Below are 26,255 nucleotides of genomic sequence, written 5' to 3' on the forward strand. Positions count from 1 at the left end.
GCCGCGACTAGCGTCGCTCGCGTACCAGCCGCATCGGACATCCGCCAGGAGGCGCGCCATGACCACCAGCTCCGAGTCCGGGAAAGCCCTGCAGCACAGTCAGCCGTGGCTGCACCAGAAGGGCGAGGTCATCCAGGAGTTCGGGACCGTCAAGCAGTTCCCCCTCGGCCTCTCGTACGAGACGCGCATGTACTCCTGCCAGCGCCTCAACCGGGTCCTGGCGGACACTCAGATCCTCTACGGCCTCTACAAGAAGCACCACTGGCTGCTGCGCGGCGCGACCTTCTACCAGCTGCACCTGCTGCTGGACAAGCACGCGGACGACCAGCTGGCCCTCGTGGACACGGTCGCGGAGCGGGTCCAGACCCTGGGCGGGGTCGCGGTGGGCGACCCGCGGCACGTCGCCGAGATCACGTCGATCCCGCGTCCGCCGGACGGCGTCGAGGAGGTCCCGGCGATGCTCTCACGGCTCCTGGAGGCCCACGAGACGATCCTGGTCGACGCCCACGACGCGGCCGCCCGGGCCGCCGAGACGGGCGACGACGGCACCAACGACCTGCTGGTCTCGCAGGTGATCCGCACCGGGGAGCTGCAGGCCTGGTTCCTGGCGGAGCACCTGGTCGACACTCCTCTGGTCCGCGCCTGAGAGAACCCGACAGAAGCGGACGCTGTCCCAGGACGCGGCGGAGGGCCTCGAACTGGCCGCCCGGTACGCCGAGGTGTACGCCGTCGCCCCCCTGCCGCTCACCGCGACCCGGCTGCGTGTCGCCGAGATCAGAGCAGCCGCGGCCCGGCACGGACGGTCGCTGCGCGTCCGGCGGTCCGTCGGCCTGGTCCTCGCCCCGACCGACGAACAGGCCCTGGCCAAGGCCCGGCGGATCGCCGACGACGCCGTCCGGCTGAGTACCGCGACCGACAGCGCCCGCTGGACCGAGGCGGTCCAGCTCGACCGCGACCGCGAACGCGGCCGCTCGGTGCCCGGTCCGGGCCCGGCCGGGATCACCGCGTACATCCGCCGCTCCCTGGCCGCCGCGTTCGTCGGCCCGCCCCCCACGGTGGCGGACCGCATCGCCTGGCTGCGCACGGCCGGTATCGACATCGTGCAACTGGACACATCGGTGGAGACGGAGGAGGACCGCTCCCTGCGCCGTGAGTTGGTGACCCTGTTACGTACGGGCCGCACTCATGGGCGCCGTGGCTGGTAGGGCGGAGCCCGGCCACCGGCCCCGGACCGAACGCCGGTACCGGCAGGGCATCGGCTTGAGACACCCATCCCGTTGCGCGAATCGGCATTTCGTGACCTCTCCCAGCGGTCAGTACGGTCGGATTCATGGAGTGGAGCTTTCAGACCGCAGAAGAACTCGCGGCCGCCCTGCGCGCCGGTGAAGTGACATCGGTGGAGCTGACCGACGAGGCCATCGCGCGTATCGAGCGGGACGACGAGGTGATCAACGCCATCTGCGTGCCGGACTTCGACCGTGCACGGGCCGCCGCGCGCCGTGCCGACCAGGCGCGCGCCCGCGGCGAAGACCGGCCGCTGCTGGGTGTTCCGGTGACGGTCAAAGAGTCCTACAACATCGCCGGTCTGCCCACGACCTGGGGCATGCCGCCGCAGGCGAACTTCATGCCGATCGAGGACGCGGTCCAGGTGTCGCGGCTCAAGGCAGCAGGCGCGGTGGTGCTCGGTAAGACCAATGTGCCGCTGGGGCTGCAGGACATCCAGACCTTCAACGAGATCTACGGCACCACCAACAACCCGTGGGATCACGGCCGCACGCCGGGTGGGTCCTCGGGCGGATCAGCGGCGGCCCTGGCGTCCGGGTTCGGCGCGCTGTCCATCGGCTCCGACCTCGCCGGCTCGTTGCGCACCCCCGCGCACTTCTGCGGCATCTACGCGCACAAGCCGACACTCGGACTTGCGGCGCCCCGCGGCATGGTCGCGCCGCCGGCACCGCCGTTGCCGGCCGACCCCGACCTCGCCGTCGTCGGTCCGATGGCGCGCACCGCCCGCGACCTCACGCTCCTGCTCGACGTCATGGCCGGACCCGACCCGATGACGCACGGTGTGGCGTACGACGTGACACTGCCGCCCGCGCGCCACGAGCGGCTCGGCGACTTCCGGGTCCTGGTGATCGAGGAGCATCCGCTCATTCCGACCGGGTCCGCCGTGCGGGCGGGCGTGAACCAGGTGGCCGACGCGCTTGTCGACGGCGGGGCCCGCGTCGAACGGCACACTCCGCTGCTGCCCGACCTGACCGAAGCCGGCATGCTGTACCGGCAGTTGCTGTTCTCGGGCTCTGTCGCACGTTTCCCCGTCGACTCCTACGAGCAGCTGCGGACCCGCGCCGCCGGACTGAGCGCGGACGACCAGAGTCTGGATGCGGCGCTGCTGCGCGCGATGGTGTTGAGCCACCGCGACTGGATCGAGGCGAACAGCCGTCGCGAACTCCACCGTCACGGCTGGCGGCAGCTCTTCGCCGAGTTCGATGCCGTGGTGTGTCCCATCACGCCGACTCCCGCGTTCCCGCACGACCACAACCCCGATCCGCTGGAACGCCGAATCGACATCGACGGTGTCGCGTACCCGTACTTCGACCAGCTCGTCTGGGCCGGTCTGGCCACCATGCCCGGCCTGCCCGCCACCGCCGTACCAGCGGGCCGGTCCCCCGAGGGCCTCCCGGTGGGAGTGCAGCTCATCGGCCCGATGTTCGAGGACCGCACCCCGCTGCGGCTGGCCGAACTGCTCGAGCACAAGATCGGCGGCTTCCAGCCGCCGCAGTAGGGCCTACTGCCGGGTGTCCGTGGCCGGACCGTGAGGGGGCGGTGAGGTGGTCGTCAGGCGGGGCGCGCGGCGCGACCACGTTCACCGCGCACGGCACGACCATCCGCTGACCCCTCGGAGACGGATCACGATCCTGCCCCGGCCGCCCCGGTCACCGTCCGGCGGCGGCCTCCTCGGCGATCTGCCCGAACCTGGCGCCCATCGCCTCGGAGAGCGCCTGGGCGGCCGACAGCGGACGCACCATCACCGTGAAGTCGTCGATCTTCCCCTCCTCGTCGAAGTGCAGGAAGTCGCAGCCCTGGAGCTTCCGGCCGGCCACCGTCGCCGTGAACACGAAGGCGTGGTCACGGCCGCCGGGGTCGGCGATCTCCCGTACGTAGGTGAAGTCCTCGAACACCTGGGACACCGCGCGCAGGATGGCCGCGGTGATCGCTTTGCCGGGGTACGGCTTGAAGGCGACCGGGCTGGTGAAGACGACGTCGTCGGCCAGCAGCGCGGCCACCGCGTCCATGTCGCCGTTCTCGACGGCCTCGCGGAAGGGATGCATGGGTCCACCTCACCTAGTCAAAAAGTTGAGTATCTCCGCATGCTAGCGTGCCCCCATGGCTCTGCGGAACGCGGTGATGGCGGCCCTCCTGGAGGGCGAGGCCTCCGGATACGACCTCGCGAAGGGGTTCGACGCGACGGTCGCCAACTTCTGGACGGCGACACCCCAGCAGCTCTACCGCGAACTGGAGCGGATGGAGGCGGAGGGACTGGTCACCGCACGTGTCGTGGAGCAGGAACGCCGACCCGCCAAACGGCTCTTCGCGCTGACGCCGGCCGGCCGCCAGGCGATCCGCGCCTATACGGCCGAGCCCCTCGCCCGGCCCACCGCGGTCCGCGACGAACTGCTGGTCAAGGTGCAGTGCGCGGACGCCGGCGACCTGGAGGCGGTCCGGGCCGCCGTCGCCGAGCGGATGGAACGGGCCACCGCCAAACTGGCCCGCTACGAACGGATCCGGCAGCGCCTGCTCGCCGGACGCTCGGAGGAGGCGTTCTTCGCCGAGGCGGAGCGCGTCGGCCCGTACCTCACCCTGCTGCGCGGGATGGCCTTCGAGCGGGAGAACCTCCAGTGGGGGGACCTGACGCTGCGGCGACTGGCGCAACGGGTGAGGACTGATGGGCAACAAAGTGAATAGCCCGGCGGACAGGGTGTCCCGTCCGCCGGGCTCGGGTCAGCAGGTGGCCACGCCCGGCAGCCACGCCGGGCCCTTGATGTAGATGTTGGTCAGCCACGCTCCGTTGGTCAGCTTGGACCAGGCGTCGTTGGTGTAGCCGTCGGCCGTGACCGTCTGCGCGTGCTCCTGGCAGACCACGTTCACCGTGGTCGGCTGCGCGAAGTAGTCGACGACACCGGCGTTCACGTTGGGCTCGTCGTGCGTGCGCACCCCGGTGCCCCAGGTCTGGAACGCCGTGCTGCCCCCGCTCGGCGGCGGCGGGGTGTCACCGCCGCAGTCCGGGATGCCGGGCAGCTCCGCCGGGCCCTTGATGTAGATGTTGGTCAGCCAGGAACCGTCGGCCAGCTTCGACCAGATGTCGTTGGTGTACCCCTCGGCGGTCACCGTCTCCGCGTGCTCCTGGCACTGCACCGAGACCTGGGTCGGCCCCGCGAAGGTGTCCACGACCGAGGACCGCACGCTCGGCGTGGAGTGCGTCCGCACCCCCGTGCCCCAGGTCTCGAAGGTCGAGCCGCCGTCGGCCGGCGGCGGCACCGGAGTGCCGGACGGGTTGATGCGGACGGCGCCCGCGTAGTCGCCCCCGGTGCGCACCGACGTCACCCGGATGTGCGTACCCGACTCGTACGCCTCCACCATCTGCCCGGCGCCCAGGTACATGGCGACGTGGTGGATGTAGCCGCTGCCCCAGAACATCAGGTCACCGGGGACCAGGGGAGCCGTGCCCTGGGCCGCCGAGAACCGGGCCGCGGCCTGCGGGCTGTGGTACTGGTCGTCGGCCGTGCCGTTGAGCAGGTCCCTGCCGGTGGCCCGGTAGTAGGCGTACCGCATCAGGCCCGAACAGTCGAAGCCCTTGCGTTCGTTGTCGTGCAGGCTGTCCGGGTCGGAGCCGTCGTAGTAGCCGTACGTGGCACCGGGCGTGGCGCCGTGGCCGCCGCCCCAGCTGTACCAGACACCGATCTGTGAGCAGGCCGCCGCGACGGCGGCCTCGGCGGTGGCGGACGCGCCGGAGGCCAGCACACCGCAGGTGGCGTCCTGGGCGGCACGCGGGGCGGTGACGGCGTGGGCGGTGGCGGCGTGGGCGGTGACGGACAGCAGCGGAACCGTCGCGAGAGCCGCCGCGACGACGACCGCCCTGCCGGGTGTGGTGAGTCTCAAGATGCACATCCTTCGTCGACATCCAGTCGGGGTGCGGGGGTCGGACGAACTGACCGGATGCCGCGTCCCACCCCCGTCGGGACGCGGCACCCGGAACTCAACCGGCCAGCGCCGCCCGCATCTTGGCCAGCGCCCGCATCCGGTTGCGCTGGACGGTGCCGCGATGGGCGCCGAGCCGTTCCCCGGCCGTGTCGTGCGTGAGCCCCTCCAGGTCGACGAGGATCACCGCGGCCGCCTCCTTCGGCGAGAGCATGCTCAGCAGCGCGAGGGCGGTGGCCGAGGCCTCGTACGTGCCGAGCCCGCCGTCCCAGCCCGCCTCGGGCAGCCGGTCGGTGGTGCGCTCACGACGGGAGGGGTGCAGCCAGGAGTCGCGCAGCAGGTTCAGCGCGACCGTGCAGGTGTAGGCGTACGGATGCTGCTGGGGCGTCAGGCTACGGGCCCTGGCCCGCCGGGACAGCCGCAGATACGTCTCCTGCAGCAGGTCGTCGGCGTCGTGCGGGTTGCCGGTCAGCGCGATCAGCCGTCTGCGCAGCCTGGGCATGTCGGCGGTGAAGGAGGCGTCGAACTCCCCAGGGCTCATGTGCTCCCGCACGCTCTCGCGTGGCTCACGCATACACGTGCCGCCGTGGCTTTCCATAATTGTCCCCCGTCGGTCGGTCGGATGGTGCGGTGCTGGTCGTGGGTGCGGCGCAGGCGGCCGGACCGCGGGTCAGGCGGTCCGCACGGGCGCGGTGGCGGGGCCGTACCGGGCGGCCGGCGCCCCGGTCAGCAGCGCCCAGTACCGGTCGCCGTAGGACCAGTGCCACCACTCGGTGGGGTAGTTGACGAAACCGGCCGCGGTCAGCGCCCGGTCCATCGACGCCCGGTGCGCGCGGGCCCGCGCTCCGATGTTCGCCGCCCCGGTACGGCAGGCCCCCGCGCTCTCCTCCGGTGTGGCGTTGACCTCCGTGCCCAGCGGCAGCTCGGTGCCGTCCGCGGTGCACAGGGTCAGGTCCACGGCGCCCCCGCTGACGTGCGGGGCCACCTCGGGCGGCGAGATGTAGGCGCTGGCCAGCTCGCGGATCAGGGCCGGACCGGCGTCGGGACGGGCCGCCCGCAGGGTCGCCGCGTACTCCTCGAAGTACCGGCGCTGCAACCCCGGCGGCCGGTAGCCCTCGACCACCAGGAACCGGATGCCGGCCGGCAGCAGCGACTGCGCCCGCAGCAGCCGTCGCAGCACCGAGAGGCGCAGGTGCGCGTAACTGCCGTCGGCGTCGGCCTGGCGGCGGTCGATCCGCAGGCCGGGGGTGTCGCGCAGATCGACCAGGGGTTCACCGCACTCCTGCACGGTGACCTCGGCGACCCGGGAGTCGGAGAGCGTGATGATGTCCGTCACGAGAAACAGCGTGCCCACGGCCCCTGCAAATGCTCTGCAGGTTCCCTGCAAGCACACCACCAGGACTTCTGCAGTCCCGGCGAGGCTACGGCAGCAGGTCGTCCCGCCGTTCCCACGCCTCCCGTCCGCCCAGGGAACGGAACACCTCCAGCGCCTCGGCGCGGGCCCCGCGCGCGGCCCGGGTGTCACCGTCCGCCGACCACACCCGGGCCAGGTCCCACATCGTGCGCGCCCGCCACAGCGGCAGCCCCAACTCCGCCCACAGGGCGGCCGCGTGCTCCAGCGGCTCGCGGGCGCCCGCGGTGTCCCCGTCGGCCAGCCGCAGCTCCCCGAGCGTGCGCAGCACCAGCGCCTCGCCGAACCGGTCCTGCCGCTCCCGGGCCACCGCCAGACAGCGCGCCAGCCGCCGCCCCGCCTCCTCGGTGCGACCGGTCCGCAACTCCACCTTCGCCAGGGCCTGTTCGGTGTACATCACGCCGAAGGTGTCCTGGAGTCCGGTGAAGACGCGCAGTGCGTCGTGCAGCAGCCGTTCGGCCTCCGGGTACCGTCCCTCGGCCCGGTCGCACAGTGCCAGCGACCGCAGCGTGAGTCCCTCGCCGTGCCGGTCGGCGGCGGCCCGGTACAGGTCGAGGGCCCCGGACAGCGCCTGCCGGGCCGGTCCGCCCCGGCCCTGCTCGCGGTGCACGTAACCGATGCCGTACAGCACCCGGGCCCGGGACCCGGCGTCCGCCGTGTCGCCGTACCGCTCCAGCGCGGCCTCCAGCAGCTCCAGAGCCTCCGGGTAGCGGGCCTGTTCGCGCCGGGCGGTGCCCATCCCGGCGAGCGCCACCGCACAGCCGCCCGGCGCACCGTCCTCGAACAGCCGCAGCGCGTCGGCGAAGTAGGCGTACGCGTCCTCGAACCTGTCCTGCTCGTAACGGAGTTGGCCGAGGCCGACGAGCAGCCAGGCCTCGCCCTCGGCGTCGCCGCCGCGCCGCACCGCCGCCATGGCCGCCGTGTGGGCGCGGGACCAGGCGTCGAACTGGTTGTACAGCGCGGCCGAACTCGCGATCAGCGCCCCCGCGAGATCCCGGGCGGCGCGCGCCATGCCGTGCTCGGCGCAGTGCGTGACGGCGGCCAGCAGCCCGGCCTGCTCGGCGGCGAACCACGCCGCGGGCCGGGCGAGCAGCGACTCCTCGGTCTCCGGGTCGAGCGGGCGCACCGCGGCCGGTTCGGGGAAGTACCGGACCGCTCCGCCGGGCCCCCGGGCGGCGGCCTTGCGGGCCAGGTCCAGCCAGCTGCCGGCCAGCCGCAGGACCGCCGCCGCGCGGTCCTCGGCGCTCTCCTCGGACAGACAGCGCTCACGGGCGTGTTCGCGGGCGAGGTCGTGGATGCGGTAGCGGGGCAGGCCGGTGCCGTCCACGCCGATGACATCGATGAAGTGGCAGTCCACCAGCCGCTCGACGGCCTCCTCGGCGTCCTCGATCCCTATGTCGAGCAGCGGGGCGGCGATCCAGGCCGCGAAGTCGGGCAGCTCCAGCAGCGCCAGCCGGCGCAGGGCCCGCTGCTCCTGCGGATCGAGGTCGGCGTAGCCGAGTTCCAGACTGGTGCGCAACTCCAGGTCCCCGGCGCTGAGTTCGTTGAGCCGGCGGCGCTCGTCGCGCAGCCGTCCGGCGAGCCGGCCCGGAGCCCAGTGCGGGCGGGCGGCGAGCCGGGCTCCGGCGATGCGGACCGCGAGCGGCAGCCGCCCGCACAGGGCGACGATCTCGGCGGCCCGCTCCGGTTCCGTCCCCGTCCGTCCCTCGCCGGCCACGCGGCGCAGCAGTTCGAGTGCCTCGGCCTCGTCGGGCGCCGCGAGGTCCAGATGGGCGGCGCCCTCCAGGGCCACCAGCCTGCGGCGGCTGGTGACCAGCACCGCCGAGCCGGGCCCCGGCGGCAGCAGCGGCCGGACATGCGCCTCACCGGACGCGTTGTCCAGGACGATCAGGACCCGCCGGTGCCCGATGTGGGTGCGGTACAGGCCGGTCAGCTCCTCGACGCCGGAGGGCAGCGTGTCCGGTTCGACGCCCATCGCGCGCAGCAGCCGGGCGAGTGCGTCGGCGGGCTCCAGCGGGGTGGTGTCGGCGGCCCGCAGGTCCACGAACAGCCGGCCGTCCGGGAAGAGTTCGGCGGTGCGGTGGCCGACATGCACGGCGAGGGCGGTCTTGCCCATGCCGGAGCGCCCGGAGATCACCCCGATCGGCGGGGCGGTCCGGCCGCTGTCACCGACGCCCCGCAGCAGCTCCGTCGCCCACTTCACCTGGTCCGCCCGGCCCACGAAGTCGGCGATGTCGGGCGGCAGATGGGAGGGCGCCGGACCGGACCGCCCGCTTCTCTGGGCCGGCACCGGTACCGGCGCCGGGCGTCCGCTGCCGAGCACACCGGTGTCATGGGTCAGGACGGCCTGGTGCACCGCCCGCAGCTCCGGCCCCGGGTCGATGCCGAGCTCCTCGCGCAAGACCGTACGGCCCTCCTGGAAGACGCGCAGGGCGTCGGAGACGCGGCCGGTGCGGAACAGGGCGGTCATGAGCTGGCCGCGGGGCCGCTCCCGCAGCGGATGCGCGGCCACATGACCGAGCAGCGGCGCGATCACGGCGTCCGCCCGGCCCAGGTCGAGCGCCAGCCCGAAGGACTCCTCCTCGGCCACCAGCCGCAGTTCGGCGAGGCGGGCCGACTCGATGCGCGCGAACGACTGGCCGAGCCCCTCCAGCGCCTCCCGGCCCCGCCACAGCCCGAGCGCCTCGGCCAGCAGCCCGGCCGCCTCCTCGGTACGCCCTGCGGACCGCCCCGCCGCGAGGAGTTCCTCGAAGCGGCGGGCGTCGACCTGGGCGGGGGCGAGGTCGGCGAGGTAGCCGGGGGGCCGGGTGCGGATCACCTCGGCCGCGTCCACCCGGGCCAGGGCGCGGCGCACGGCGGAGACATGGGTGGCGACCAGGGCGCCCGCGGTGGCCGGGGCCTCCTCGTCCCAGACGAGGTCCACCAGGCGCTCGGTGGAGACGACCTCGCCCAGGTGCACGACGAGCGAGGCGAGGACGGCAAGGGGCCTGGAGCCGCCGAGCGGGACCCGCCGGCCGCCCTCCCAGACCTCCACCGGCCCGAGCAGACGTACTTCGAACATCGATCCCCGATCGCCGCTCCCAGCGGATGCCGACAACGATATCGGCGGCCACCGTCGGGGCAGGCCGAAATCCGGGCCGCCGTGTCCGGAACCCGTCCGTCGGATCGACCGGACGGAACCGGCGCGACGCCCGGTGTGGCGAACGGGACCGGGGCCCGTCGATGTCGTGGGAGCCTTCCGTCCTCCTGTCGCAGTTGGCTGGATTCTGCGGGTGGCCACAGCGCCCCCCGTGCGGGAGACCGGCGGCGGCCGGCCCTCGTATGACCGCGCACGCGGATCCGCCACGAAATCCGCAGCGCCGGAAATTGGCCGCGACCGCAGGTCATACGAACGCCGGTGCTGCGGCGTCAACGGCTCGTAAGCACCGACCGCTCCGCCGTACGCCCCAGGGAGTCGCCCGATGAAGCGCACCGCCTCTCGCCGAAGCGCCGCGCGGCTGAGTGCCGTCGCCGCCGTCGCCGCGCTCGCCCTCACCGGCTGCGCCGGAGGGTCCGGAGCCGGCCCGGCCCCGGCCGCCGCGCACCGCACCCGCGACCTCACCTACGCCGAGGACCTGCGCATCTCGGACGCCGAACAGCGCCTGGTCGCCCGGTGCATGGCCGGCCACGGCTTCCGCTACTGGACGGACCGCCCCCTGAGCCTGGCCGAGAGCAGGCCGCTCGGCTACGTCCAGGACGACGTGCGCTGGGCCCGTACCTACGGATACGGCAGCCGGATCACCGCCGAGGAGGACCGCGCCCGGCTGCGCAACCCCAACCTCGCCTACCGCAAGGGCCTCGGCGCCACCCGCGGGGCCGCGTACGACACCGCGCTCGACGGCGGCCGCACGGCCGAGCTGCTGCGCACCGAGGTCCCCGGCGGGGGCAGGGTGAGCAAGCAGACCGGCGGCTGCGACGGCGAGGCGGAGCGGAAGCTGTACGGCGATCCGGGGACCTGGTTCCGGCTCGACACCACGGCGAGCAACCTGCGCCCGCTGTACGTCGGCAAGTTGCTGCGCGACCGGCGGTTCACCGCCGCCGTGCACGCGTGGTCGGCCTGCATGAAGCGGGCCGGCCTTCCCTACCGGGACCCCGACGCGGCCCGGCAGGCCACCCGGCAGCACCCCGCGGTCCAGACCCGGGCCGAGGAGGCGCGGAGCTTCGCCACCGAGACCCGGATCGCGGTCGCCGACGCCACCTGCGCCCGCCAGGTCTCCCTCAGGTCCGTGGGCCAGGACCGCGAGGCCCACTACCTGGCCCAGCTGGACGGCGAGTACGGCGCCCGGCTTGAGGCCTACCGGCAGGTGCGCCTGAAGGCGCTGGAGCGCGCCGAACGGATCGTGCCCGCCCGCACGTGAGCCCTGCCACCACCCCATGACACCGCGGCGTCCGCCGCGGCCCCTTCCGGCACCGACCGCCTCCGACGAGGCAGAACGGGATCCATCATGCGCAAAATGACCCTCGCCCTCACCACCCTGGCCGTCGCGGCCGTCGGCTTCGCCCTCCCGGTGAACGCGCAGGCCTCCGCCGGCTGCAACGCGGCCTGGCCGGGCCGCGACGGCAACGTGCGTGCCTGGCGGGACTGGGACTGCGCGGGCGGCCTGCTCGGCGTCAGCGCGGGCAACGACGCCAGCTGGGCCGACAACGCCGGCGGCTTCCAGGGCGTCGGCAACGTCGCCTCCTCCGTGATGAACAGCGGTTACGTCGGCGGCAAGGACGTCGTGGCCTTCTACTACTACGCCAACTACTCGGGCGGCTACGGCTGCCTGAAGCCGGGCGAGCTCTACGTGGACGACCTCACCCGGGACCACTTCACCGACGGCAACTCCATGAACGACAACATCATGTCCCACCAGTGGGTGACGGAGAGCGCCTGCGCCGCGGGCTCCTTCATCAGCTGACCCCGCGTCGGAACCGGTCCCGGCCGTCCTGAGGCCGGGACCGGTTCCGACGTCTCACCCGTTCCCCACCCCACGTACCGCCGACCTTCACATCCGCGCCACCGGACCCTTCCCTGACGTTCGCTGCCCTTGGAACACTCGCACCCGCACGCATCCGCCCTGTTCCGGCCGTCCCGTACGTCAGGATGAGAGGTCGCCCACCCATGACCGAAGTAAACCGGCGCCGATTCCTTCAGCTGGCGGGCGCCACCACGGCGTTCACCGCGCTGTCCAGCAGCATCCAGCGGGCCGCCGCGCTGCCCGCGAACCATCGCACCGGGTCGATCCAGGACGTCGAGCACATCGTCGTCCTCATGCAGGAGAACCGTTCGTTCGACCACTACTTCGGCACCCTCAGAGGCGTCCGCGGCTTCGGCGACCCGCGTCCGGTCACCCAGAACGGCAGGTCGGTGTGGCACCAGTCGAACGGCACCAAGGACATCCTGCCGTTCCACCCGGACGCCGACGACCTGGGCCTGGCCTTCATCCAGGACCTCCCGCACGGCTGGAGCGACACGCACACCGCGGTCGACAACGGCAAGTACGACAAGTGGGTGCCGGCCAAGGGCTCCACGACCATGGCGTACCTGAACCGGGACGACATACCGTTCCACTACGCGCTCGCCGACGCGTTCACCGTCTGCGACGCCTACCACTGCTCGTTCATGGGCTCCACCGACCCCAACCGCTACTACATGTGGACGGGTCACACGGGCAACGACGGGCAGGGCGGCGGCCCGGTCCTCGGCAACGACGAGGCCGGCTACAGCTGGACCACGTACCCCGAGCGCCTGGAGCAGGCGGGCGTCTCCTGGAAGATCTACCAGGACGTCGGCGACGGCCTGGACGCGAAGGGCGGCTGGGGCTGGATCCAGGACGCCTACCGGGGCAACTACGGTGACAACTCGCTGCTGTACTTCAAGCAGTACCAGAACGCCCAGCCCGGCGACCCGCTGTACGACAAGGCCCGCACCGGCACCGACGCCACCAAGGGCGAGGGCTTCTTCGACCTGCTCAAGGCCGACGTCAGGGCCGGCAAGCTGCCGCAGATCTCCTGGGTGGTCGCGCCCGAGGCGTTCACCGAGCACCCCAACTGGCCCGCCAACTACGGCGCCTGGTACGTCTCCCAGGTCCTCGACGCGCTCACCGCGGACCCCGAGGTGTGGGCGAGGACGGCCGTGTTCATCACGTACGACGAGAACGACGGCTTCTTCGACCACCTGATCCCGCCCTTCCCGCCGGCCTCCGCCGCCCAGGGCAAGTCGACCGTCGACCCGGCCCTGGACCTCTTCAAGGGCGACGCGAGCCACGCCGCCGGCGCCTACGGCCTCGGCCAGCGCGTGCCGATGCTCGTCGTCTCCCCGTGGAGCAAGGGCGGGTACGTCTGCTCCGAGACGCTCGACCACACCTCGATCATCCGGTTCATGGAGGCCCGCTTCGGCGTCCACGAGCCGAACATCTCGCCCTGGCGGCGCGCGGTCAGCGGCGACCTGACCGCCGCGTTCGACTTCTCCCGCAAGGACGCCGAGCCGGTCGCGCTGCCGGCCACCGACGGCTACCGGCCGCCGGACGGGAACCGGCACCCCGACTACGTGCCCACCCCGCCCGCCAACCCCACGCTGCCCAGGCAGGAGCGCGGTTCGCGACCCACCCGGCCGCTCAGGTACGCCCCGGTGGTGGACGGCGCGCTGGACGCGGCGGCCGGGAAGTTCACGCTCACCTTCGCGTCGGGCGCCCATGCCGGCGCCGCCTTCCTGGTCACCTCCGACAACCGAGCCGACGGGCCCTGGAGCTACACCACCGAGGCCGGCAAGTCCGTCTCCGACACCTGGAACTCGGCGTACTCGGGCGGCTCGTACGACCTGACCGTGCACGGCCCGAACGGCTTCCTGCGGGGCTTCCGGGGGCCGGGGAAGGCGGCGGGTCCCGAGGTGACCGCACGGCCGCACGGCGACGACATCGAGCTGACCCTCACCAACAAGGGGTCCGGGACCGTGCGGCTGACGCTGACCGACGGGTACGGGGGCAGGCCGTGCACGGTCACGGTGCGCGCCGGGGCGACCGTGCGGCACGTCGTGGGCCTCGCGCACAGCCACCGCTGGTACGACGTGACCGTCACCTCCGACGCCGACCGGACGTTCCTGCGGCGGTTCGCCGGACACGTCGAGAACGGCAAGCCGGGTGTGAGCGACCCCGCGATCATCACGGAGTGACCGGGGGGTGAGCCGGATACGGCCGACGTCCGTGGAAAGCGGCGGGCGTCGGCCGTGGCGTCACGCCCTCCGTGGGGGCGGGAGCGGTTGTCGCGCGGATACGGCCTGGTGGGGGCCGGTCGCGCAGTTCCCCGCGCCCCTTCCGGGGCGCTTCGGCCGACGGCAGTGCCGCTCAGAGGGCCGTGAGGTGCCCCGGCTCCGATTTCTGTTCGGGAAGCCGGGGGAGCAGGGCCTGTTCCGCTGCTCTCCTCGCCTCCTCCAGGGCCAGGACCGCCGCCACCGGGTGCGGTTCGTCCGGTTCGACGACCGGGCTCGCCGGTGACACCCGGGTGAGCAGGACCACGCCCCAGGAGGCCAGGGCCGCGCCCGCCAGCGCCAGCAGGATGCCCGCCGCGCCGCCCCGCAGGCCCTGGCCCAGCAGGGCCAGGCCGATCACCGCCGCCGCCATCGGGTTGGACAGGGTGACCACCGCCAGGGGGGCGCCCAGGCCGCCCCGGTAGGCCGTCTGGGACAGGAGCAGGCCGCCCACCGCGAACGCGGCCACCAGCACGGCCACCACGACCACCTCGGCGCTCAGCGGCGGGCCCGGGCGCTCCGTCGCCGCCACCGTCACCGTCTGGGTGAGGGCCGAGGCCACGCCCGAGGCGAGGCCGGACGCGGTGGCGTGGCGCAGCCCGGGGCGGGTGCCGGGGCGGCACAGGACGCCGATCAGGGCGGCCGTCGTACCGGCCACCACGAGGGCCTCGATCAGCCCCAGCACCTGGTGGGGCGCGGGACCCGAGGCCGTGACGAGGAGGGCGCCGAGCCCCACCAGGGTGAGGGCGGTACCCCGCCACTCCGTGGCGCTGACCCGGCGGCCGGCCGCCCGCGCCCCCATCGGCACGGCCGCGACCAGGGTGAGCGCGCCCAGCGGCTGTACGAGGGTGAGCGGGCCGTACTTGAGGGCGACGACGTGGAGCAGGGCGGCGCCCGCGTTCAGGCCGACCGCGGCCCACCAGGCGCCGGAGCCGAGCAGCCGCAGCAGACCCGCTCCGGCGGTCTTCGCGGCGAGGCGCTCCTGGGCGACGGCGGCGGCCGCGTAGGCGACCGCCGAGACCAGGGAGAGGGCGACGGCGACGACGGCTGCGGTGCTCATCGGCCCGCCCCCGCCGGCACGGGCCCTTCCGGGACGAGGGTGCGGGTGCCCCGGCCGGCCGGGACCGCCGTGCGGTGCGGGCGGGGCGGGGCGGCGGTCCCCCCGGCCGACGTCCCGGGACGGATCAGGGCGAGGGCCACGCCGAGCATCGCGGTGGCGACGACCGAGTCCAGCCAGTAGTGGTTCGCGGTGCCCACGATCACGAGGAGGGTGATCGCCGGGTGCAGCAGCCACAGCCAGCGCCACCGGGACCGGGTCGCGACGATCAGGCCGATCGCCACCATCAGGGCCCAGCCGAAGTGCAGTGAGGGCATCGCCGCGAACTGGTTGGAGAGGTGGTCGCGGGCGGGCGGGCCGTACACGGAGGGGCCGTAGACGCGGGCGGTGTCGACCAGGCCGGTCGCGGCCAGCATCCGGGGCGGTGCCAGCGGGAACGTGAAGGGCAGCACCAGCGCGGCCGCGGTGACCCCGGCGAGGACCCGGCGGGCCCAGCGGTAGTGCGCGGGGCGCCGCAGGTAGAGCCAGACCAGGAAGGCCAGGGTGGCCGGGAAGTGGACCGTCGCGTAGTAGGTGTTGGCGAGGTGGACGAGGGTGTCGCCGTGCAGCAGTGCGGACTGCACACCGACCTCCGAGGGCAGGTGCAGCGTCCGTTCCAGGTCCCAGATCCGGTGGGCGTTGCGCAGCGCCTCGGCGGTGTGGCCGGTGGCCAGTTGCCGCCCGAACTTGTAGACGAGGAAGAGTCCCGCGACCAGTAGGAACTCACGGACGAGCGGCGGCCGGGCTGCCGCGCCCGGCTCCGGTTCCGCCCCCTTGGACTGGGATCTCATCCCAGGCCCCCTCACTGCCGATACTCATCGATACGAAAGCGTACCGATACGCCACTGTACCGATACGGCCGAGTACCGGTACAGTGGCGTATCGATAGACGTGGGCCACACTGGTCGTAGGTTCTCGAGGAGCGAGGAGAAGAGCGCATGACGTCGCAGGCCGCGGACGGACCGGACACGGTCGCCGCCTCGCGCCGCTCCAAGATCACGCCGGAGCGTGAGCGGGAGTTCTTCGACGCCGTGCTCGAACAGATCCGCGAGTGCGGCTACGACTCCGTGACCATGGAGGGCGTCGCCGCCAGCACCCGGTGCAGCAAGTCCACGCTCTACCGGCAGTGGAAGAACAAGCCGCTGTTCGTCGCCGCCGCGCTGCGCGCCAACCGCAAGGTGCGCTTCGTCGGGATCGACACCGGTACGCTCGCCGGCGACCTGCGTCAGGTCGCCGTCGTGGCGGGGGACTGGTCACACAAGGACACCAGGCTGCTCCAGGCGCTCGGTCACGCGGTGACCTCCGACCCCGAGCTGGCCCTGGCGCTGCGCGAGGCGCTGGTCGACCCCGAGATGTGCGCCCTCGCGGACATCCTGCGGCGCGGTGTCGAGCGCGGCGAGGTGCCCGCCGGACATCCCGCCCTCGAGTACGTCCCCGCCATGATGTTCGGCATCCTGCGCATCCGCCCGGTGCTGACCGGCGAGTACGCCGACGCCGACTACCTGCGGGGCTTCGTGGAGGCCGTGGTGCTGCCCGCACTCGGACTGACCTAGGACCCAGGCCGCCGTCCACGGGATGACTGGACGGTGACCTGTTCGCGCCGCACCGTGGGGACGGGGGCGGCGCGCACCCCGGCCGGGGGGGGTGCCCCTTTGAGCGGAGGGGCACCCCACCCGGCCGACGTCGTGCCGGCGGCGGGCGGGGGTCAGACGGTCTGGCCGCTGCCGCCGCCGGAGGACACCTTGATGCCCCGGGTGATCGTGTCGATCACCGACTCCTTCTGGCCGACGTCCACCCCGAACCGGACCACCACGATCTGCCGGGCGTTCGCCGGCGAAGGGAAGGCCAGCGACTCGACGTACCCGTCGGCGCCCTTGCTGGTGACGACCTTCCAGCGCACCATGTAGCCCTTCTGCCCGGCCACCGTCACCGCCTTGGAGGCCAGCACCTGGTGCGAGGTGATCGAGCCGTAGGTCTTGCCGCCGTACGACTCCTTGGCGCTGGCGGCTATGTCCGCCTTGGCGACGGCCTCGGCCGTGCTGCCCGAGGTGCCCAGCACCACGGCGGGCGCCGAGTAGGCGCCCCCGGTGGTGCAGGTGTCGGAGGCGTCGCCGGGGCACTTGTAGGAGTCGTCGGAGGTGATCTGCGCACCGACCTGTCCGGCCTGTCCGGTCCAGCCGTCCGGAACCGGCAGGCTGATGGCGTTCACCGAGTCCGGCACCCTGCCGCCGCCCCGCACCTTCGGAGCCTCGGACTGGTTCGGCGAGGGCGACGCGCCGCCGTCCGACCCGCCGGAGCCTCCCGAACCGCCGGATCCCGAACCGCCGCCCGACCCGCCGAACGGGAAGCCCTGCCCCCCGTCCTGCCCGTTCTGCCCCTCGGGACCGCCCTGGCCGAAACCGCCCGGGCCGCCGGACCCCTGCTGCGAGGCCTGGCCGCCGTTGTCACCGCCGCCGGTGGTCAGCGCGTAGGTGCCCACTCCGATGGCGATGAGCACCGCGGCCGCGATGCCGACGGCTATGCCGATCCGCAGCCCGTGCCTGTCCCCGGGCGGCGCGGCCGGATGGCCCGGATGGCCCGGGTACGCGGGGTGGGCCGCAGGATACGCCGGATACACCCCGGCGGCCCCCGGGTACGTCCCGTCGGCGGCCGGGTGCGGACCGACCGGCGGCTGCGGCGGGGGACCCCAGTCGGCGCCCGAACCGGCGGGGCGGGTCTGCTCCGTCCACGCCTTGCCGTCCCACCAGCGTTCGGTGGCCGGACCGTCACTTGTCTGCCCGGGGTCGGGATACCACCCGGGAGGAGTCACCTGCGTCATGCTCCTACCGTATGAGGCGTCGGTGAAAGTCGGATGAGAGGATGCGCCGACTTTCGGATGGCTGCTTTCGCTGGGCTCACTCGATCCGCAGCCGCGCCGGCGGACCCGCCGCCGGCGGCGGCAGCCGCAGCCCGTCCCGGCCCGGCGTCAGCGAGCCGAGGACGCTCGGGTGCCGGGCACCGGTGGCGCTCGGGGCGGTGCCCGGCAGACCGTGCGCGGTGAGGAAGCCGAGGACCGCGAACGCGTACGCCTCCTTCGCCGCCGCGGGCAGCCCGAGTTCGTCGGAGACACGGACCGGGGTCCCCGGCAGCAGGCCGCGGAGCGTCTCGAGGAGCACCGGGTTGCGGGTGCCGCCGCCCGACGCGACCACCTCCGTGGCCCCCGCGCCGCGCACGGCGTCCGCCACCGTGCGGGCCGTCAGCAGGGTGAGCGTGGCCAGCGCGTCCTCGGCCGACATCCCCTCGGGCGCCCGCCAGTACCCCGCGTGGAACAGCTCCTTGCCGGTCGTCTTCGGCGCGGGCAGCGCGTAGTACGGCTCCGCCAGCAGCTCTTCGAGCAGCGCCGGATCCGGCCGGCCACGGGCCGCCAGGGCGCCGTCCACGTCGAACCGCAGCCGCCCGCCCGTGAACTCCCGGGCCGCCGCGTCCAGCAGCGCGCACCCCGGCCCGGTGTCGAAGGCCGTGCCGTCCGGTGCGGTCAGGTTGGCGATCCCGCCGAGGTTCAGCGCCACCGGCACACCCGGCCGGCCGCGCAGCCACAGCAGGTCCACGAGGCTCACCAGCGGCGCGCCCTGGCCCCCCGCAGCCACGTCCCGCGGCCTCAGGTCGGCGACCACCGGCAGCCCCGTCGCCTCCGCGATCCAGGCCGGCTGCCCGAGCTGCAGCGTGCCGTGCACCCGGCCGCCGTCCACCCAGTGGAAGACCGTCTGCCCGTGCGAGGCCACCAGCTCGGCCCGCCCGCCGCACAGTTCACGGTCGGCCCGGACGGCCGCCGCCGCGAACGCCTGTCCGATCCGGGTGTCCAGCAGACACACCCGCGCCAGCGGTACGGCGGCCGGAGGCAGCGCTCCCGCCAGGGCCTCGCGCAGCTCGTCGTCGTACGGTGTGCTCACCATGCCCAGCGGCTTCAGCAGCAGCGTGCCGTCCGCCAGCCGCAGCTCGGCCGCCGCCGCGTCCACCGCGTCGTACGACGTCCCGGACATCAGACCGATCACCAGCACCGTCTCAACCCGCCTTCCGCTTCGGCGTCGCGAGGAGCGCCAGGACGCTGACCGCGCAGGCCGCCGCCGCGTAGTAACCGGGGACGTCCGGATCGCCGGTGCGCCTGACCGCCTCCGTGATGATGAGCCCAGCACAGCCCGAGAACACGGCATTGGACAGGGCGTAGGCGAGTCCCAGCCCCGTGCACCGGGTCCGCGCCGGGAACATCTCGGCCAGCAGCGCGGGCCCCGGGCCGGCCATCAGCCCCACCAGCGCACCCGCACCGCACAGGGCCGCCCCCCGCACCGCCTGCGGGGTACCCGCGTCCTGGAGGACGCCGAGCAGCGGCAACGCCAGCAGCACCACCAGCCCGGCGCCCGCCAGCATCACCGGCCGCCGCCCCACCCGGTCGCTGAGCAGCCCCGCCGGGAGGATCGCCGCCGCGAAACCCACGTTCGCCAGTGCGGTGGCCAGCAGCGCCGCCCGGTAACCGGTGTGCAGGGTGGTCTGGAGGTACGACGGCAGGACGACCAGGAACGTGTACCCGGCCGCCGACCAGCCCGTCACCCGGCCGACGGCGAGCGCGACCGCCCCCGCGGAGACCCGCACGTCCGCCACGGCCGGCTCCCGGAACTCCGGCGTCTCGTCCAGCCCCACCCGCAACCACAACGCCAGCCCGCCCAGGGGCAGCGCCAGCAGGAACGGCAGCCGCCAGCCCCACGACGCGAACTCGTCCGCCGTCAGCCCGCCGGACAGCCCGACCGCGACACCCACCCCACCGAGCAGCCCCAGCGCCACGGTGAACGACTGCCACGACCCGTACAGCCCCCGCCGCCCGGGCGGCGCGTACTCCGTCAGCATCGCCACCGCGCCCCCGAACTCACCCCCCGCCGACAAGCCCTGAACAGCCCTCAGGAACGTCAGCAGCCAGGGCGCGAGCGCACCCGCCCGGGCATAGGTCGGGAGCAGTCCGATCAGCGCCGTGGCACCCGTCATGAGCGCCACCACGAGAATCAGCACGGGCCGCCGCCCGAGCCGGTCGGCCAGCCGGCCGAACAGAGCCGCGCCCAGCGGACGGAAGAAGAACGCCAGCCCGAAGGAGGCATAGGTGCGCACCAGGCCCTCGGTCGCGCTCCCGCCCTGCGGGGTGAAGAACTGCTCGGCGACCGTCGTCGCGACATAACCGTAGACACCGAACTCGTACCACTCGATGAAGTTGCCGACCGAGCCCGCGGCCAGCGCCCGGAGCGGCCGGTTCCGCCCGGCCGCCGCACGATCTTCACGATCTTCATGAACCAGGTTCATTTCCCTGCCCGTTGACGGTCCGTTCGCTGCGCAGCGGCAGGTCGGGGCCGACCCGCGTCGCCCGCCGGTCCGCTGTCACCCGTCACGGCAACAGCTGTCCGGTCCCGCCTCCGGTCAGCCAACAGGACGGCTACGCTCGTGGTCTGTACGTCGTTCGGGCGACTTGGGGAGGTAGCGGGATGACGGAGGAACAGCCCCCGGGGTGTGCCACGGCGCCCCTCTGGGAGCGTGACGAGGAGCTCGCCGCCATCACCGAGGCACTCGACGTGCTGGGTTCCGACGCCTCCTCCTGCGGCAACCTGCTGGTCCTGCGCGGCGACGCCGGGCTCGGCAAGACCGCGCTGCTGACCGAGACCCGCCGGATGGCGGAGCGCCGCGGCTGGACCGTCTGGTCCACCCGCGGCGTCGAGACCCTGCGCAGCGTCCCCTTCCACGTGGTGCGGCAGCTGCTCCAGCCCGCCCTGGTCTCGCTGCTGCCGGAGGAGGCCCGGGAGTACCTCGGCGACTGGTACGACATCGCGGGGCCCGCCCTCGGTATCACGGACCCCGGCGACCGTCAGGCCGACCCGCAAGGTGTCCGCGACGGCCTCGTCGCGGTCGTCCGCAGGCTCGCCAGGCGCGACTGGCCGCTGGTCCTGCTGATCGACGACGCGCACTGGGCCGACCAGGAGACCCTGGCCTGGCTCGCCGCCTTCGTCGAACGCCTCGACGACCTCTCCGTCCTGGTCCTGGTCGCCCGCAGGCCCGGCGAGGTCAGCGGCGACAGCGCCCGCCTCCTCGACGCCGTGGCCGCCGCCGGCCGGCCGCTGCGCAACCTCACCGCCCTCACCCCGGACGCGGTCGCCGGCCTCACCCGCGCCACCCTCGGCGCCCACGCCGACGCCCCGTTCTGCCGCGAGGTCTGGGCCGTCACCGGCGGAAACCCCTACGAGACCGTCGAACTCCTCGCCAAGGTCCAGGACAGCGAGGTCGAACCCGTCGAGGCCCGGGCCGGTGAACTGCGCGCCCTGAACCGCTCCGCCCGAGGCGGGGGACTCGTCACCCGCCTCGAAGGCCTCGGCGTCGACGCCACCCGGTTCGCCTGGGCCGCCGCCATCCTCGGCACCGGCATCTCCGTCGACCTCGTCGCCCAGCTCGCCAGCATGACCGTCGACGACGCCGTGCGCTGCGCCGAACTGCTGCGCAACGCGCGTATCCTCACCGAGCCCGACCCGGTCGGTTCCCCGTCCGGCGTCGGTGACCTGGAGTTCGTCCACCCGCTGATCGCCACCGCCGTCTACAACTCCATCCCGCCCGCGATGTGCACCGCCATGCACGGCATCGCCGCCCAGATCGTCCTGGACGACGGCCGGGGCATCGCCGAGGCCTCCCGCCACCTGCTCAAGGTGCACCCGGACGACGACGAGGAACTCGTCGAGCAACTGCGGGACGCGGCCAAGGAACACCTTGCCGTCGGCGCCCCGGACGCGGCCCGCCGCTGCCTCGAACGGGCCCTGCGCGAACCGCCCGTACCCGAGGTTCACGCGCGCGTGCTCTACGAACTGGGCTGCGCCACCCTGCTTACCAAGCCGGTCGTCACCATCGGCCATCTGCGGAGCGCGCTCGGCATGTCCGGCCTCGCCGGCGCCGAACGCGTCGACGCCGTCTTCCGCCTCTCCCAGGCCCTGCTCCACAACGACCAGCTGGAGGAGGCCGTCCGCACGGTCGAGGCGGAGGCCGCCCGGCAGGAGGAGGGGCCCGCCCGACTGCGGCTGCAGGCGGTCCAGTTCATGTGGGAGGGCATCGCGGGCGAAGCCGTCTTCCCGCGCCGCTCCGAACGCCTCGCCGCACTCGCGGACACCTGCACCGGCCGCGACAACTCCGAGCGCGCCCTGCTCATGCTGCGCGGCTTCGACCTGCTCATCCAGGGCGAGAGCGCCGAGGAGGTCGTCGAACTGTGCGACCGTTCCCTCGTCAACGGCCGGCTCGCACCGGGACTCGGCTGGACGGACACCGAGTGGGGCATCGAACTCCTGCTGATGCTCGCCAGCTCCTACGCCTACACCGACCGCCTCGACCGCGCGGAGGCCTTGTACAACGAGGCGCTGCGCACCTACGAGACGGCCGGCTGGAGCGGCGGCCACCTCGCCCTCGCCCATGCCTACGTCGGCCTCGGCCACCGCAGGCGCGGCCGACTGCGGGACGCGGAGACCTCCCTGCGGGAGTCCCTGCGGATCGCCGAGCGGGTCGGCCGGGGGCTGCCCCTGTACTGGACCGCCACCTGCAACCTCGTCGACACGCTGCTGGCCCGCGGCCATGTCGAGCAGGCCTGGGAGACCGCCGAGCAGTACGGCTTCGCACCGCCCTACCCCTCCACCATCGTGATGCCGGACCCCCGGTCGGTACGCGGCCGGCTGCTGCTCGCCGTCGGGCGCAGGGAGGAGGCCGTCAACGAACTGGAGGCGGCGGAGAAGGCGGCCGCCGCACGCGGTCACTTCAACCCCCGTGATCGTGCCGTGGGCGCTCGACCTCGCCCGGGCGCTCGCGAGCGAGGACCCGGTACGCGCGGCCCGGCTGGCCTCCGACGCCCGGCGCCAGGCGGAGCGGTTCGGCACCGACACGGCGATCGGCGAGGCCCTGCGGTGCGCCGCCGCGCTGGAGACCGGGCAGCGGCAGGTACGGCTCGCGTCCCAGGCGGTGGCCTACCTGGAGGCCTCGCCCTGCCAGTACGAGCACGCGGCGGCGCGGGTGGAGTACGGGATCGCCGCGCGGTCGGTGGCCGAGCTGAACCGCGGGCTCGCGCTGGCCCGGTCCTGCGGGGCGGACGGGCTGGTCGCCCAGGCCCGGGAGGTGCTGGACACGGGGCGGGGCCTGCGCTGACGGGGGCGGGGCGGGCGGACCGGCGACGCAGCCGCCCCCGGCGGGATCACCCCTCGTCTTCCGCCAGCACCCGCTGGGCCGCCGCGAACGCCGAGTTCGCCGCCGGGACGCCGCAGTAGACGGCCGTCTGGAGGAGCACCGCGCCGATCTCCTCGGGGGTGAGCCCGTTGCGCCGGGCCGCCCGTACGTGCATCGCCAGCTCCTCGTAGTGGCCGTGGGCCACCAGCGCGGTGAGGGTGATCATGCTGCGCTCGCGGCGGGAGAGGGTCGGGTCGGTCCAGATCTCGCCCCAGGCGTAGCGCGAGATGAAGTCCTGGAAGCGGGCCGTGAACGGCGTCTGGCGTGCCTGCGCCCGGTCCACGTGCGCATCGCCCAGCACCTCCCGGCGTACCGCCATGCCACGCCTCGCGCCCCCGTCCAGATGGGCGCGCAGGGCGGTGAGGACGGCTTCGGGGCACTGCGCGGGCGCCAGATGAGCCGCCCCGGGCAGTTCGACCAGGGTGGTGGCCGCCGGTACCGCGTCCGCGATCTCCCGCAGGTGCGGCGGCGGGGTCGCCACGTCCTGCCGACCCGCGATCAGCAGGGTGCGCACGGAGATCTCGCCGAGCCGGTCGCGCAGGTCGAAGGCGGCCAGCGCGTCGCAGCAGGCGGCATAGGCCTCCGGGTCGGCCGTCCGCTGGTCCGCCACCAGCCGGGGCACGGTGAAGCCCGGCGTGAACCAGCGGGAGGGGGCGTTCTCCGCCAGCCACGCCACTCCCTCCCGGCGTACCCGCTGGGCGCGTTCCTCCCAGGGACCGGACCCGCCGAAGTGGGCCGAGGAGCAGATCGCGGCCAGACTCTCCAGCCGCTCGGGGTGGTGGACGGCCAGGTGCAGGCCCACCGCACCGCCCAGCGACACCCCGGCGTACGCGAACCGCTCGATGCCGAGCGAGTCGGCGAGCGCGAGCACCAGGCCGGCGAGGTCGGCCACGGTCGCTTCCGCCCCGATCAGGCCGGGCTCCGAACCGCCGTGCCCGGGCAGATCCCAGCGGACCACCCGGTGACCGGTCGACAACTCGGGTGCCACGTCGTCCCACAGCGCGTACGAGGTGCCCAGCGACGGCCCGAGGAGCAGCGGGGGCGCCGAAGCGGAGCCTTCGACACGGTGGTTGAGCAGTCTCTCGGTCAACGTCGCTCCAGAGCACGGTCGGTGAGGACACCGGCGGCACCGGTGTAACGGGCGGGATCGGTGAGGTCGTCCAGGTCGATCCCCTGCAACTCCGTTTCCTCGGCGAGGAGGTCACGCAGCGTTCGGTGTTCGGCGTGGGTGCGGCGGGCGAGTTCGGTCAGCAGTTCCTTCGCCCGGGCCCGGCCCAGCACGGGGGTCAGCTCGGCGGACAGCCGCTCCGAGACGATCAGCCCCTCGGTGAGCCCGAGGTGCTCGCGCATCGCCTCCGGACGCACCCGCAGCCCCTCCGTCAGCTCCGCCGTGTCCCGCGCGGCGCCCCCCACCGTCCGCAACAGGTCCCGCAGCGGCTCCCACTCCGCGTGCCACGCGCCGGCCGGCCGCTCGTCCTCCGCGACCAGGGAGCCGTACAGGACGGCCGCCAGCTGCGGGGCCCGCCGGGCGGCCGCCGCGACCAGTGTGGAGCGCACCGGGTTCGCCTTGTGCGGCATCGCCGACGAACCTCCGCCGCTGCCCTCGGAGACCTCGCCGATCTCGGTCCGGGACAGCGTCAGGACATCCACGGCGATCTTTCCCAGCGCCCCGGCCGTGAGGGCCAGGCACCCGGCGAGGTCGGCGACCGGGGTGCGCAGCGTGTGCCAGGGCAGGAGCGGCGCGGCGAGCGCGAGTTCCCGGGCGTAGGCCTCGGGCAGCACGGTGGGGTCCGCGACACCGTACGCCCCGAACGCCGCCAGTGTCCCGGCCGCGCCCGCGAGCTGGACCGGCAGCGACGCACGCACCCGTGCCGTGCGGTCCCGGGCGTCGAGCACCAGCGAACGCCAGCCTGCCGCCTTCAGCCCGAACGTGGTCGGTACGGCGTGCTGGGTGAGCGTGCGGCCCGGCATCGGGGTGTCCCGGTGCTCGGCGGCCGTCCTCCCGAGGGCCGCCGCCGCGCGCCCGAGGTCGGCCAGCACCAGGTCCAGGGCGCGGGCGGCGACCAGCATGGTCGCGGTGTCCATGATGTCCTGGCTGGTGGCACCCCGGTGGACGTACGGCCCGTACTCCGCGCCGACCGCCTTCGTCAGGTCGGCGACCAGCGGGATGACCGGGTTGCCGCCCGCCCGGGCGCGCTCCGCGAGGGCGCCGGCGTCGAAGCGCGCCGGATCGGCCGCCTCGGTCACCGCCGCCGCGGCCCCGGCCGGGGCCAGCCCGACGGCCGTCTGGGCACGGGTGAGCGCCGCCTCCGCGTCCAGCAGCGCCCGCAGATAGGCACCGTCACCGGTCGCGGACGCGGCGGCGGAGCCGTACCACCCGGGGCCGAGCAGCCCCGTGTCGGCGCCGCCGTTCGTCGCTGCTGTCACTGGAACTCCAGGAAGACCGTCTCGCCCTCGCCCTGAAGGCGGATGTCGAAACGGTAGGTCCCCTGGCCCTCCTCGGCGGCGATCAGCGTGTCGCGCCGCTCGCCCACCCGGGTGAGCAGCGGGTCGGCGGCGAGTGCCGCGTCGTCGCCGGGCAGGTAGATCCGGGTGAACAGGTGCACCAGCAGCCCGCGTGCGAACACGCAGGCACTGATGTAGGGGGCGCCGGCGCCGCGGGCACCGGGGCGCAGCGTCCGCGCGTACCAGTGACCGTCGGCGTCGGTCTGGATCCGGCCCCAGCCGGTGAACTCCACGCCGTTGCGGCCGAGATGGCCACCGCTCGCCGGGTCGCGCCGCATCGAACCGTCGGTGGTGGACACGTTCCCCTCCGGGTCGGCGCCCCACAGTTCCACGAACGCGTCCGGCAGCGGGGCGCCCTCGCCGTCGAGGACGTACCCGTGGACGGTGACCGTGTCCGGGTGACCGAGGGGCGCGATGTCCTCGCCGCCGCGAAACGGCAGGGCGTAGCCGTAGAACGGGCCGACCGTGTGCGACGGGGTCGGCAGCACGTGCTCGGGGCTGCTCGTGTCGATCTTCGTCAT

21 protein-coding genes and 1 pseudogene are annotated in these 26,255 nt (G+C 73.8%); 9 read left to right on the forward strand and 13 right to left on the reverse strand.

Annotation, left to right across the window (positions count from 1 at the left end):
• Nucleotides 1-58: 58 nt before the first annotated feature.
• The 3 genes from ACZ3KP_RS29750 to ACZ3KP_RS29760 all read left to right on the forward strand — a co-directional run bounded on the left by ACZ3KP_RS29750 (nt 59) and on the right by ACZ3KP_RS29760 (nt 2,782).
• Nucleotides 59-646 carry a Dps family protein gene (locus tag ACZ3KP_RS29750; protein ID WP_467503063.1) on the forward strand — a complete coding sequence of 196 codons (588 nt, stop codon included), beginning with the start codon at nt 59-61 and terminating at the stop codon, nt 644-646.
• A 52-nt stretch (nt 647-698) separates the two neighbouring features.
• Nucleotides 699-1,205, forward strand: a complete 507-nt coding sequence (locus ACZ3KP_RS29755) for an LLM class flavin-dependent oxidoreductase (RefSeq protein WP_467503177.1) — start codon at nt 699-701, stop codon at nt 1,203-1,205.
• A gap of 125 nt (nt 1,206-1,330) precedes the next feature.
• Nucleotides 1,331-2,782 carry an amidase gene (locus ACZ3KP_RS29760; protein WP_467503064.1) on the forward strand — a complete coding sequence of 484 codons (1,452 nt, stop codon included), beginning with the start codon at nt 1,331-1,333 and terminating at the stop codon, nt 2,780-2,782.
• Nucleotides 2,783-2,933: 151 nt separating this feature from the next.
• Here ACZ3KP_RS29760 and ACZ3KP_RS29765 read toward each other — a convergent pair whose 3' ends face one another.
• Nucleotides 2,934-3,329 carry a nuclear transport factor 2 family protein gene (locus ACZ3KP_RS29765; protein WP_132887224.1) on the reverse strand — a complete coding sequence of 132 codons (396 nt, stop codon included), beginning with the start codon at nt 3,327-3,329 and terminating at the stop codon, nt 2,934-2,936.
• A gap of 55 nt (nt 3,330-3,384) precedes the next feature.
• On the opposite strand from ACZ3KP_RS29765, the gene ACZ3KP_RS29770 reads away from it, so the two are divergent.
• A complete protein-coding gene (locus ACZ3KP_RS29770) occupies nt 3,385-3,963 on the forward strand; it encodes a PadR family transcriptional regulator (RefSeq protein WP_467503067.1) in 579 nt (192 codons plus the stop codon).
• Between the two features lie 36 nt (nt 3,964-3,999).
• Here ACZ3KP_RS29770 and ACZ3KP_RS29775 read toward each other — a convergent pair whose 3' ends face one another.
• The 4 genes from ACZ3KP_RS29775 to ACZ3KP_RS29790 all read right to left on the reverse strand — a co-directional run bounded on the left by ACZ3KP_RS29775 (nt 4,000) and on the right by ACZ3KP_RS29790 (nt 9,668).
• Nucleotides 4,000-5,097: a C40 family peptidase gene (locus ACZ3KP_RS29775; RefSeq protein ID WP_467503178.1), complete on the reverse strand. Its 1,098-nt coding sequence runs from the start codon at nt 5,095-5,097 to the stop codon at nt 4,000-4,002.
• A 157-nt stretch (nt 5,098-5,254) separates the two neighbouring features.
• Nucleotides 5,255-5,770 (reverse strand): RNA polymerase sigma factor, encoded by a 516-nt coding sequence (locus ACZ3KP_RS29780; RefSeq protein ID WP_467503069.1) that lies wholly within the window; start codon nt 5,768-5,770, stop codon nt 5,255-5,257.
• A 96-nt stretch (nt 5,771-5,866) separates the two neighbouring features.
• The gene (locus ACZ3KP_RS29785) at nt 5,867-6,532 is read right to left on the reverse strand and encodes a M15 family metallopeptidase (RefSeq protein ID WP_467503071.1); all 666 of its coding nucleotides are present in this window, start codon (nt 6,530-6,532) and stop codon (nt 5,867-5,869) included.
• 85 nt (nt 6,533-6,617) lie between these two features.
• On the reverse strand, nt 6,618-9,668 hold the full coding sequence (locus ACZ3KP_RS29790) for an AfsR/SARP family transcriptional regulator (protein WP_467503073.1): 3,051 nt from the start codon (nt 9,666-9,668) through the stop codon (nt 6,618-6,620).
• Between the two features lie 400 nt (nt 9,669-10,068).
• Between ACZ3KP_RS29790 and ACZ3KP_RS29795 the strand changes: the two genes are divergently transcribed.
• The 3 genes from ACZ3KP_RS29795 (at nt 10,069) to ACZ3KP_RS29805 (ending at nt 13,799) form a co-directional block, all read left to right on the forward strand.
• A complete protein-coding gene (locus ACZ3KP_RS29795; protein WP_467503074.1) occupies nt 10,069-11,004 on the forward strand; it encodes a hypothetical protein in 936 nt (311 codons plus the stop codon).
• Between the two features lie 87 nt (nt 11,005-11,091).
• Nucleotides 11,092-11,547, forward strand: coding sequence for a hypothetical protein (locus ACZ3KP_RS29800; RefSeq protein WP_358981869.1), 456 nt, complete (start codon nt 11,092-11,094; stop codon nt 11,545-11,547).
• 203 nt (nt 11,548-11,750) lie between these two features.
• The gene (locus ACZ3KP_RS29805; RefSeq protein ID WP_467503076.1) at nt 11,751-13,799 is read left to right on the forward strand and encodes a phosphocholine-specific phospholipase C; all 2,049 of its coding nucleotides are present in this window, start codon (nt 11,751-11,753) and stop codon (nt 13,797-13,799) included.
• A gap of 172 nt (nt 13,800-13,971) precedes the next feature.
• Here the strand turns inward: ACZ3KP_RS29805 and ACZ3KP_RS29810 are convergent, their stop codons facing one another.
• Both ACZ3KP_RS29810 and ACZ3KP_RS29815 read right to left on the reverse strand, forming a co-directional pair.
• On the reverse strand, nt 13,972-14,934 hold the full coding sequence (locus ACZ3KP_RS29810; RefSeq protein WP_467503078.1) for a DMT family protein: 963 nt from the start codon (nt 14,932-14,934) through the stop codon (nt 13,972-13,974).
• Nucleotides 14,931-15,761 (reverse strand): phosphatase PAP2 family protein, encoded by an 831-nt coding sequence (locus tag ACZ3KP_RS29815; protein WP_467503080.1) that lies wholly within the window; start codon nt 15,759-15,761, stop codon nt 14,931-14,933. The genes ACZ3KP_RS29810 and ACZ3KP_RS29815 overlap by 4 nt, the downstream gene beginning before the upstream one ends.
• 147 nt (nt 15,762-15,908) lie before the next feature.
• Between ACZ3KP_RS29815 and ACZ3KP_RS29820 the strand changes: the two genes are divergently transcribed.
• Complete coding sequence (locus ACZ3KP_RS29820) at nt 15,909-16,523, forward strand: TetR/AcrR family transcriptional regulator (protein ID WP_358981865.1); 615 nt, start codon at nt 15,909-15,911, stop codon at nt 16,521-16,523.
• Nucleotides 16,524-16,675: 152 nt separating this feature from the next.
• Here the strand turns inward: ACZ3KP_RS29820 and ACZ3KP_RS29825 are convergent, their stop codons facing one another.
• The 3 genes from ACZ3KP_RS29825 to ACZ3KP_RS29835 all read right to left on the reverse strand — a co-directional run bounded on the left by ACZ3KP_RS29825 (nt 16,676) and on the right by ACZ3KP_RS29835 (nt 20,292).
• The gene (locus tag ACZ3KP_RS29825; RefSeq protein WP_467503083.1) at nt 16,676-17,788 is read right to left on the reverse strand and encodes a DUF2510 domain-containing protein; all 1,113 of its coding nucleotides are present in this window, start codon (nt 17,786-17,788) and stop codon (nt 16,676-16,678) included.
• A 76-nt stretch (nt 17,789-17,864) separates the two neighbouring features.
• Complete coding sequence (locus ACZ3KP_RS29830) at nt 17,865-19,007, reverse strand: anhydro-N-acetylmuramic acid kinase (protein WP_467503085.1); 1,143 nt, start codon at nt 19,005-19,007, stop codon at nt 17,865-17,867.
• Nucleotides 19,008-19,011: 4 nt separating this feature from the next.
• Nucleotides 19,012-20,292: an MFS transporter gene (locus tag ACZ3KP_RS29835; protein ID WP_467503087.1), complete on the reverse strand. Its 1,281-nt coding sequence runs from the start codon at nt 20,290-20,292 to the stop codon at nt 19,012-19,014.
• 179 nt (nt 20,293-20,471) lie between these two features.
• On the opposite strand from ACZ3KP_RS29835, the pseudogene ACZ3KP_RS29840 reads away from it, so the two are divergent.
• Nucleotides 20,472-23,151 (forward strand): annotated as a pseudogene (locus ACZ3KP_RS29840) (ATP-binding protein).
• 46 nt (nt 23,152-23,197) lie between these two features.
• Here the strand turns inward: ACZ3KP_RS29840 and pcaDC are convergent.
• Genes pcaDC through pcaG form a run of 3 tightly spaced genes read right to left on the reverse strand, consistent with a single transcriptional unit; the run spans nt 23,198 to nt 26,255 of the window.
• On the reverse strand, nt 23,198-24,319 hold the full coding sequence (gene pcaDC / locus ACZ3KP_RS29845; protein WP_467503089.1) for a bifunctional 3-oxoadipate enol-lactonase/4-carboxymuconolactone decarboxylase PcaDC: 1,122 nt from the start codon (nt 24,317-24,319) through the stop codon (nt 23,198-23,200).
• On the reverse strand, nt 24,316-25,656 hold the full coding sequence (gene pcaB / locus ACZ3KP_RS29850; RefSeq protein WP_467503090.1) for a 3-carboxy-cis,cis-muconate cycloisomerase: 1,341 nt from the start codon (nt 25,654-25,656) through the stop codon (nt 24,316-24,318). The genes pcaDC and pcaB overlap by 4 nt, the downstream gene beginning before the upstream one ends.
• The gene (pcaG, locus tag ACZ3KP_RS29855) at nt 25,653-26,255 is read right to left on the reverse strand and encodes a protocatechuate 3,4-dioxygenase subunit alpha (RefSeq protein WP_358981858.1); all 603 of its coding nucleotides are present in this window, start codon (nt 26,253-26,255) and stop codon (nt 25,653-25,655) included. The genes pcaB and pcaG overlap by 4 nt, the downstream gene beginning before the upstream one ends.

This window comes from Streptomyces sp. NPDC020958, from assembly GCF_055562175.1.

Bases quoted from the DNA above. Each gene is read 5' to 3' on its own strand.
- ACZ3KP_RS29750 (WP_467503063.1), top strand. From the start codon at position 59: ATGACCACCAGCTCCGAGTCCGGGAAAGCCCTGCAGCACAGTCAGCCG.
- ACZ3KP_RS29760 (WP_467503064.1), top strand. From the start codon at position 1,331: ATGGAGTGGAGCTTTCAGACCGCAGAAGAACTCGCGGCCGCCCTGCGC.
- ACZ3KP_RS29765 (WP_132887224.1), bottom strand. From the start codon at position 3,329: ATGCATCCCTTCCGCGAGGCCGTCGAGAACGGCGACATGGACGCGGTG.
- ACZ3KP_RS29770 (WP_467503067.1), top strand. From the start codon at position 3,385: ATGGCTCTGCGGAACGCGGTGATGGCGGCCCTCCTGGAGGGCGAGGCC.
- ACZ3KP_RS29780 (WP_467503069.1), bottom strand. From the start codon at position 5,770: ATGCGTGAGCCACGCGAGAGCGTGCGGGAGCACATGAGCCCTGGGGAG.
- ACZ3KP_RS29790 (WP_467503073.1), bottom strand. From the start codon at position 9,668: ATGTTCGAAGTACGTCTGCTCGGGCCGGTGGAGGTCTGGGAGGGCGGC.
- ACZ3KP_RS29795 (WP_467503074.1), top strand. From the start codon at position 10,069: ATGAAGCGCACCGCCTCTCGCCGAAGCGCCGCGCGGCTGAGTGCCGTC.
- ACZ3KP_RS29800 (WP_358981869.1), top strand. From the start codon at position 11,092: ATGCGCAAAATGACCCTCGCCCTCACCACCCTGGCCGTCGCGGCCGTC.
- ACZ3KP_RS29805 (WP_467503076.1), top strand. From the start codon at position 11,751: ATGACCGAAGTAAACCGGCGCCGATTCCTTCAGCTGGCGGGCGCCACC.
- ACZ3KP_RS29810 (WP_467503078.1), bottom strand. From the start codon at position 14,934: ATGAGCACCGCAGCCGTCGTCGCCGTCGCCCTCTCCCTGGTCTCGGCG.
- ACZ3KP_RS29815 (WP_467503080.1), bottom strand. From the start codon at position 15,761: ATGAGATCCCAGTCCAAGGGGGCGGAACCGGAGCCGGGCGCGGCAGCC.
- ACZ3KP_RS29820 (WP_358981865.1), top strand. From the start codon at position 15,909: ATGACGTCGCAGGCCGCGGACGGACCGGACACGGTCGCCGCCTCGCGC.
- ACZ3KP_RS29825 (WP_467503083.1), bottom strand. From the start codon at position 17,788: ATGACGCAGGTGACTCCTCCCGGGTGGTATCCCGACCCCGGGCAGACA.
- ACZ3KP_RS29835 (WP_467503087.1), bottom strand. From the start codon at position 20,292: ATGAACCTGGTTCATGAAGATCGTGAAGATCGTGCGGCGGCCGGGCGG.
- pcaG (WP_358981858.1), bottom strand. From the start codon at position 26,255: ATGACGAAGATCGACACGAGCAGCCCCGAGCACGTGCTGCCGACCCCG.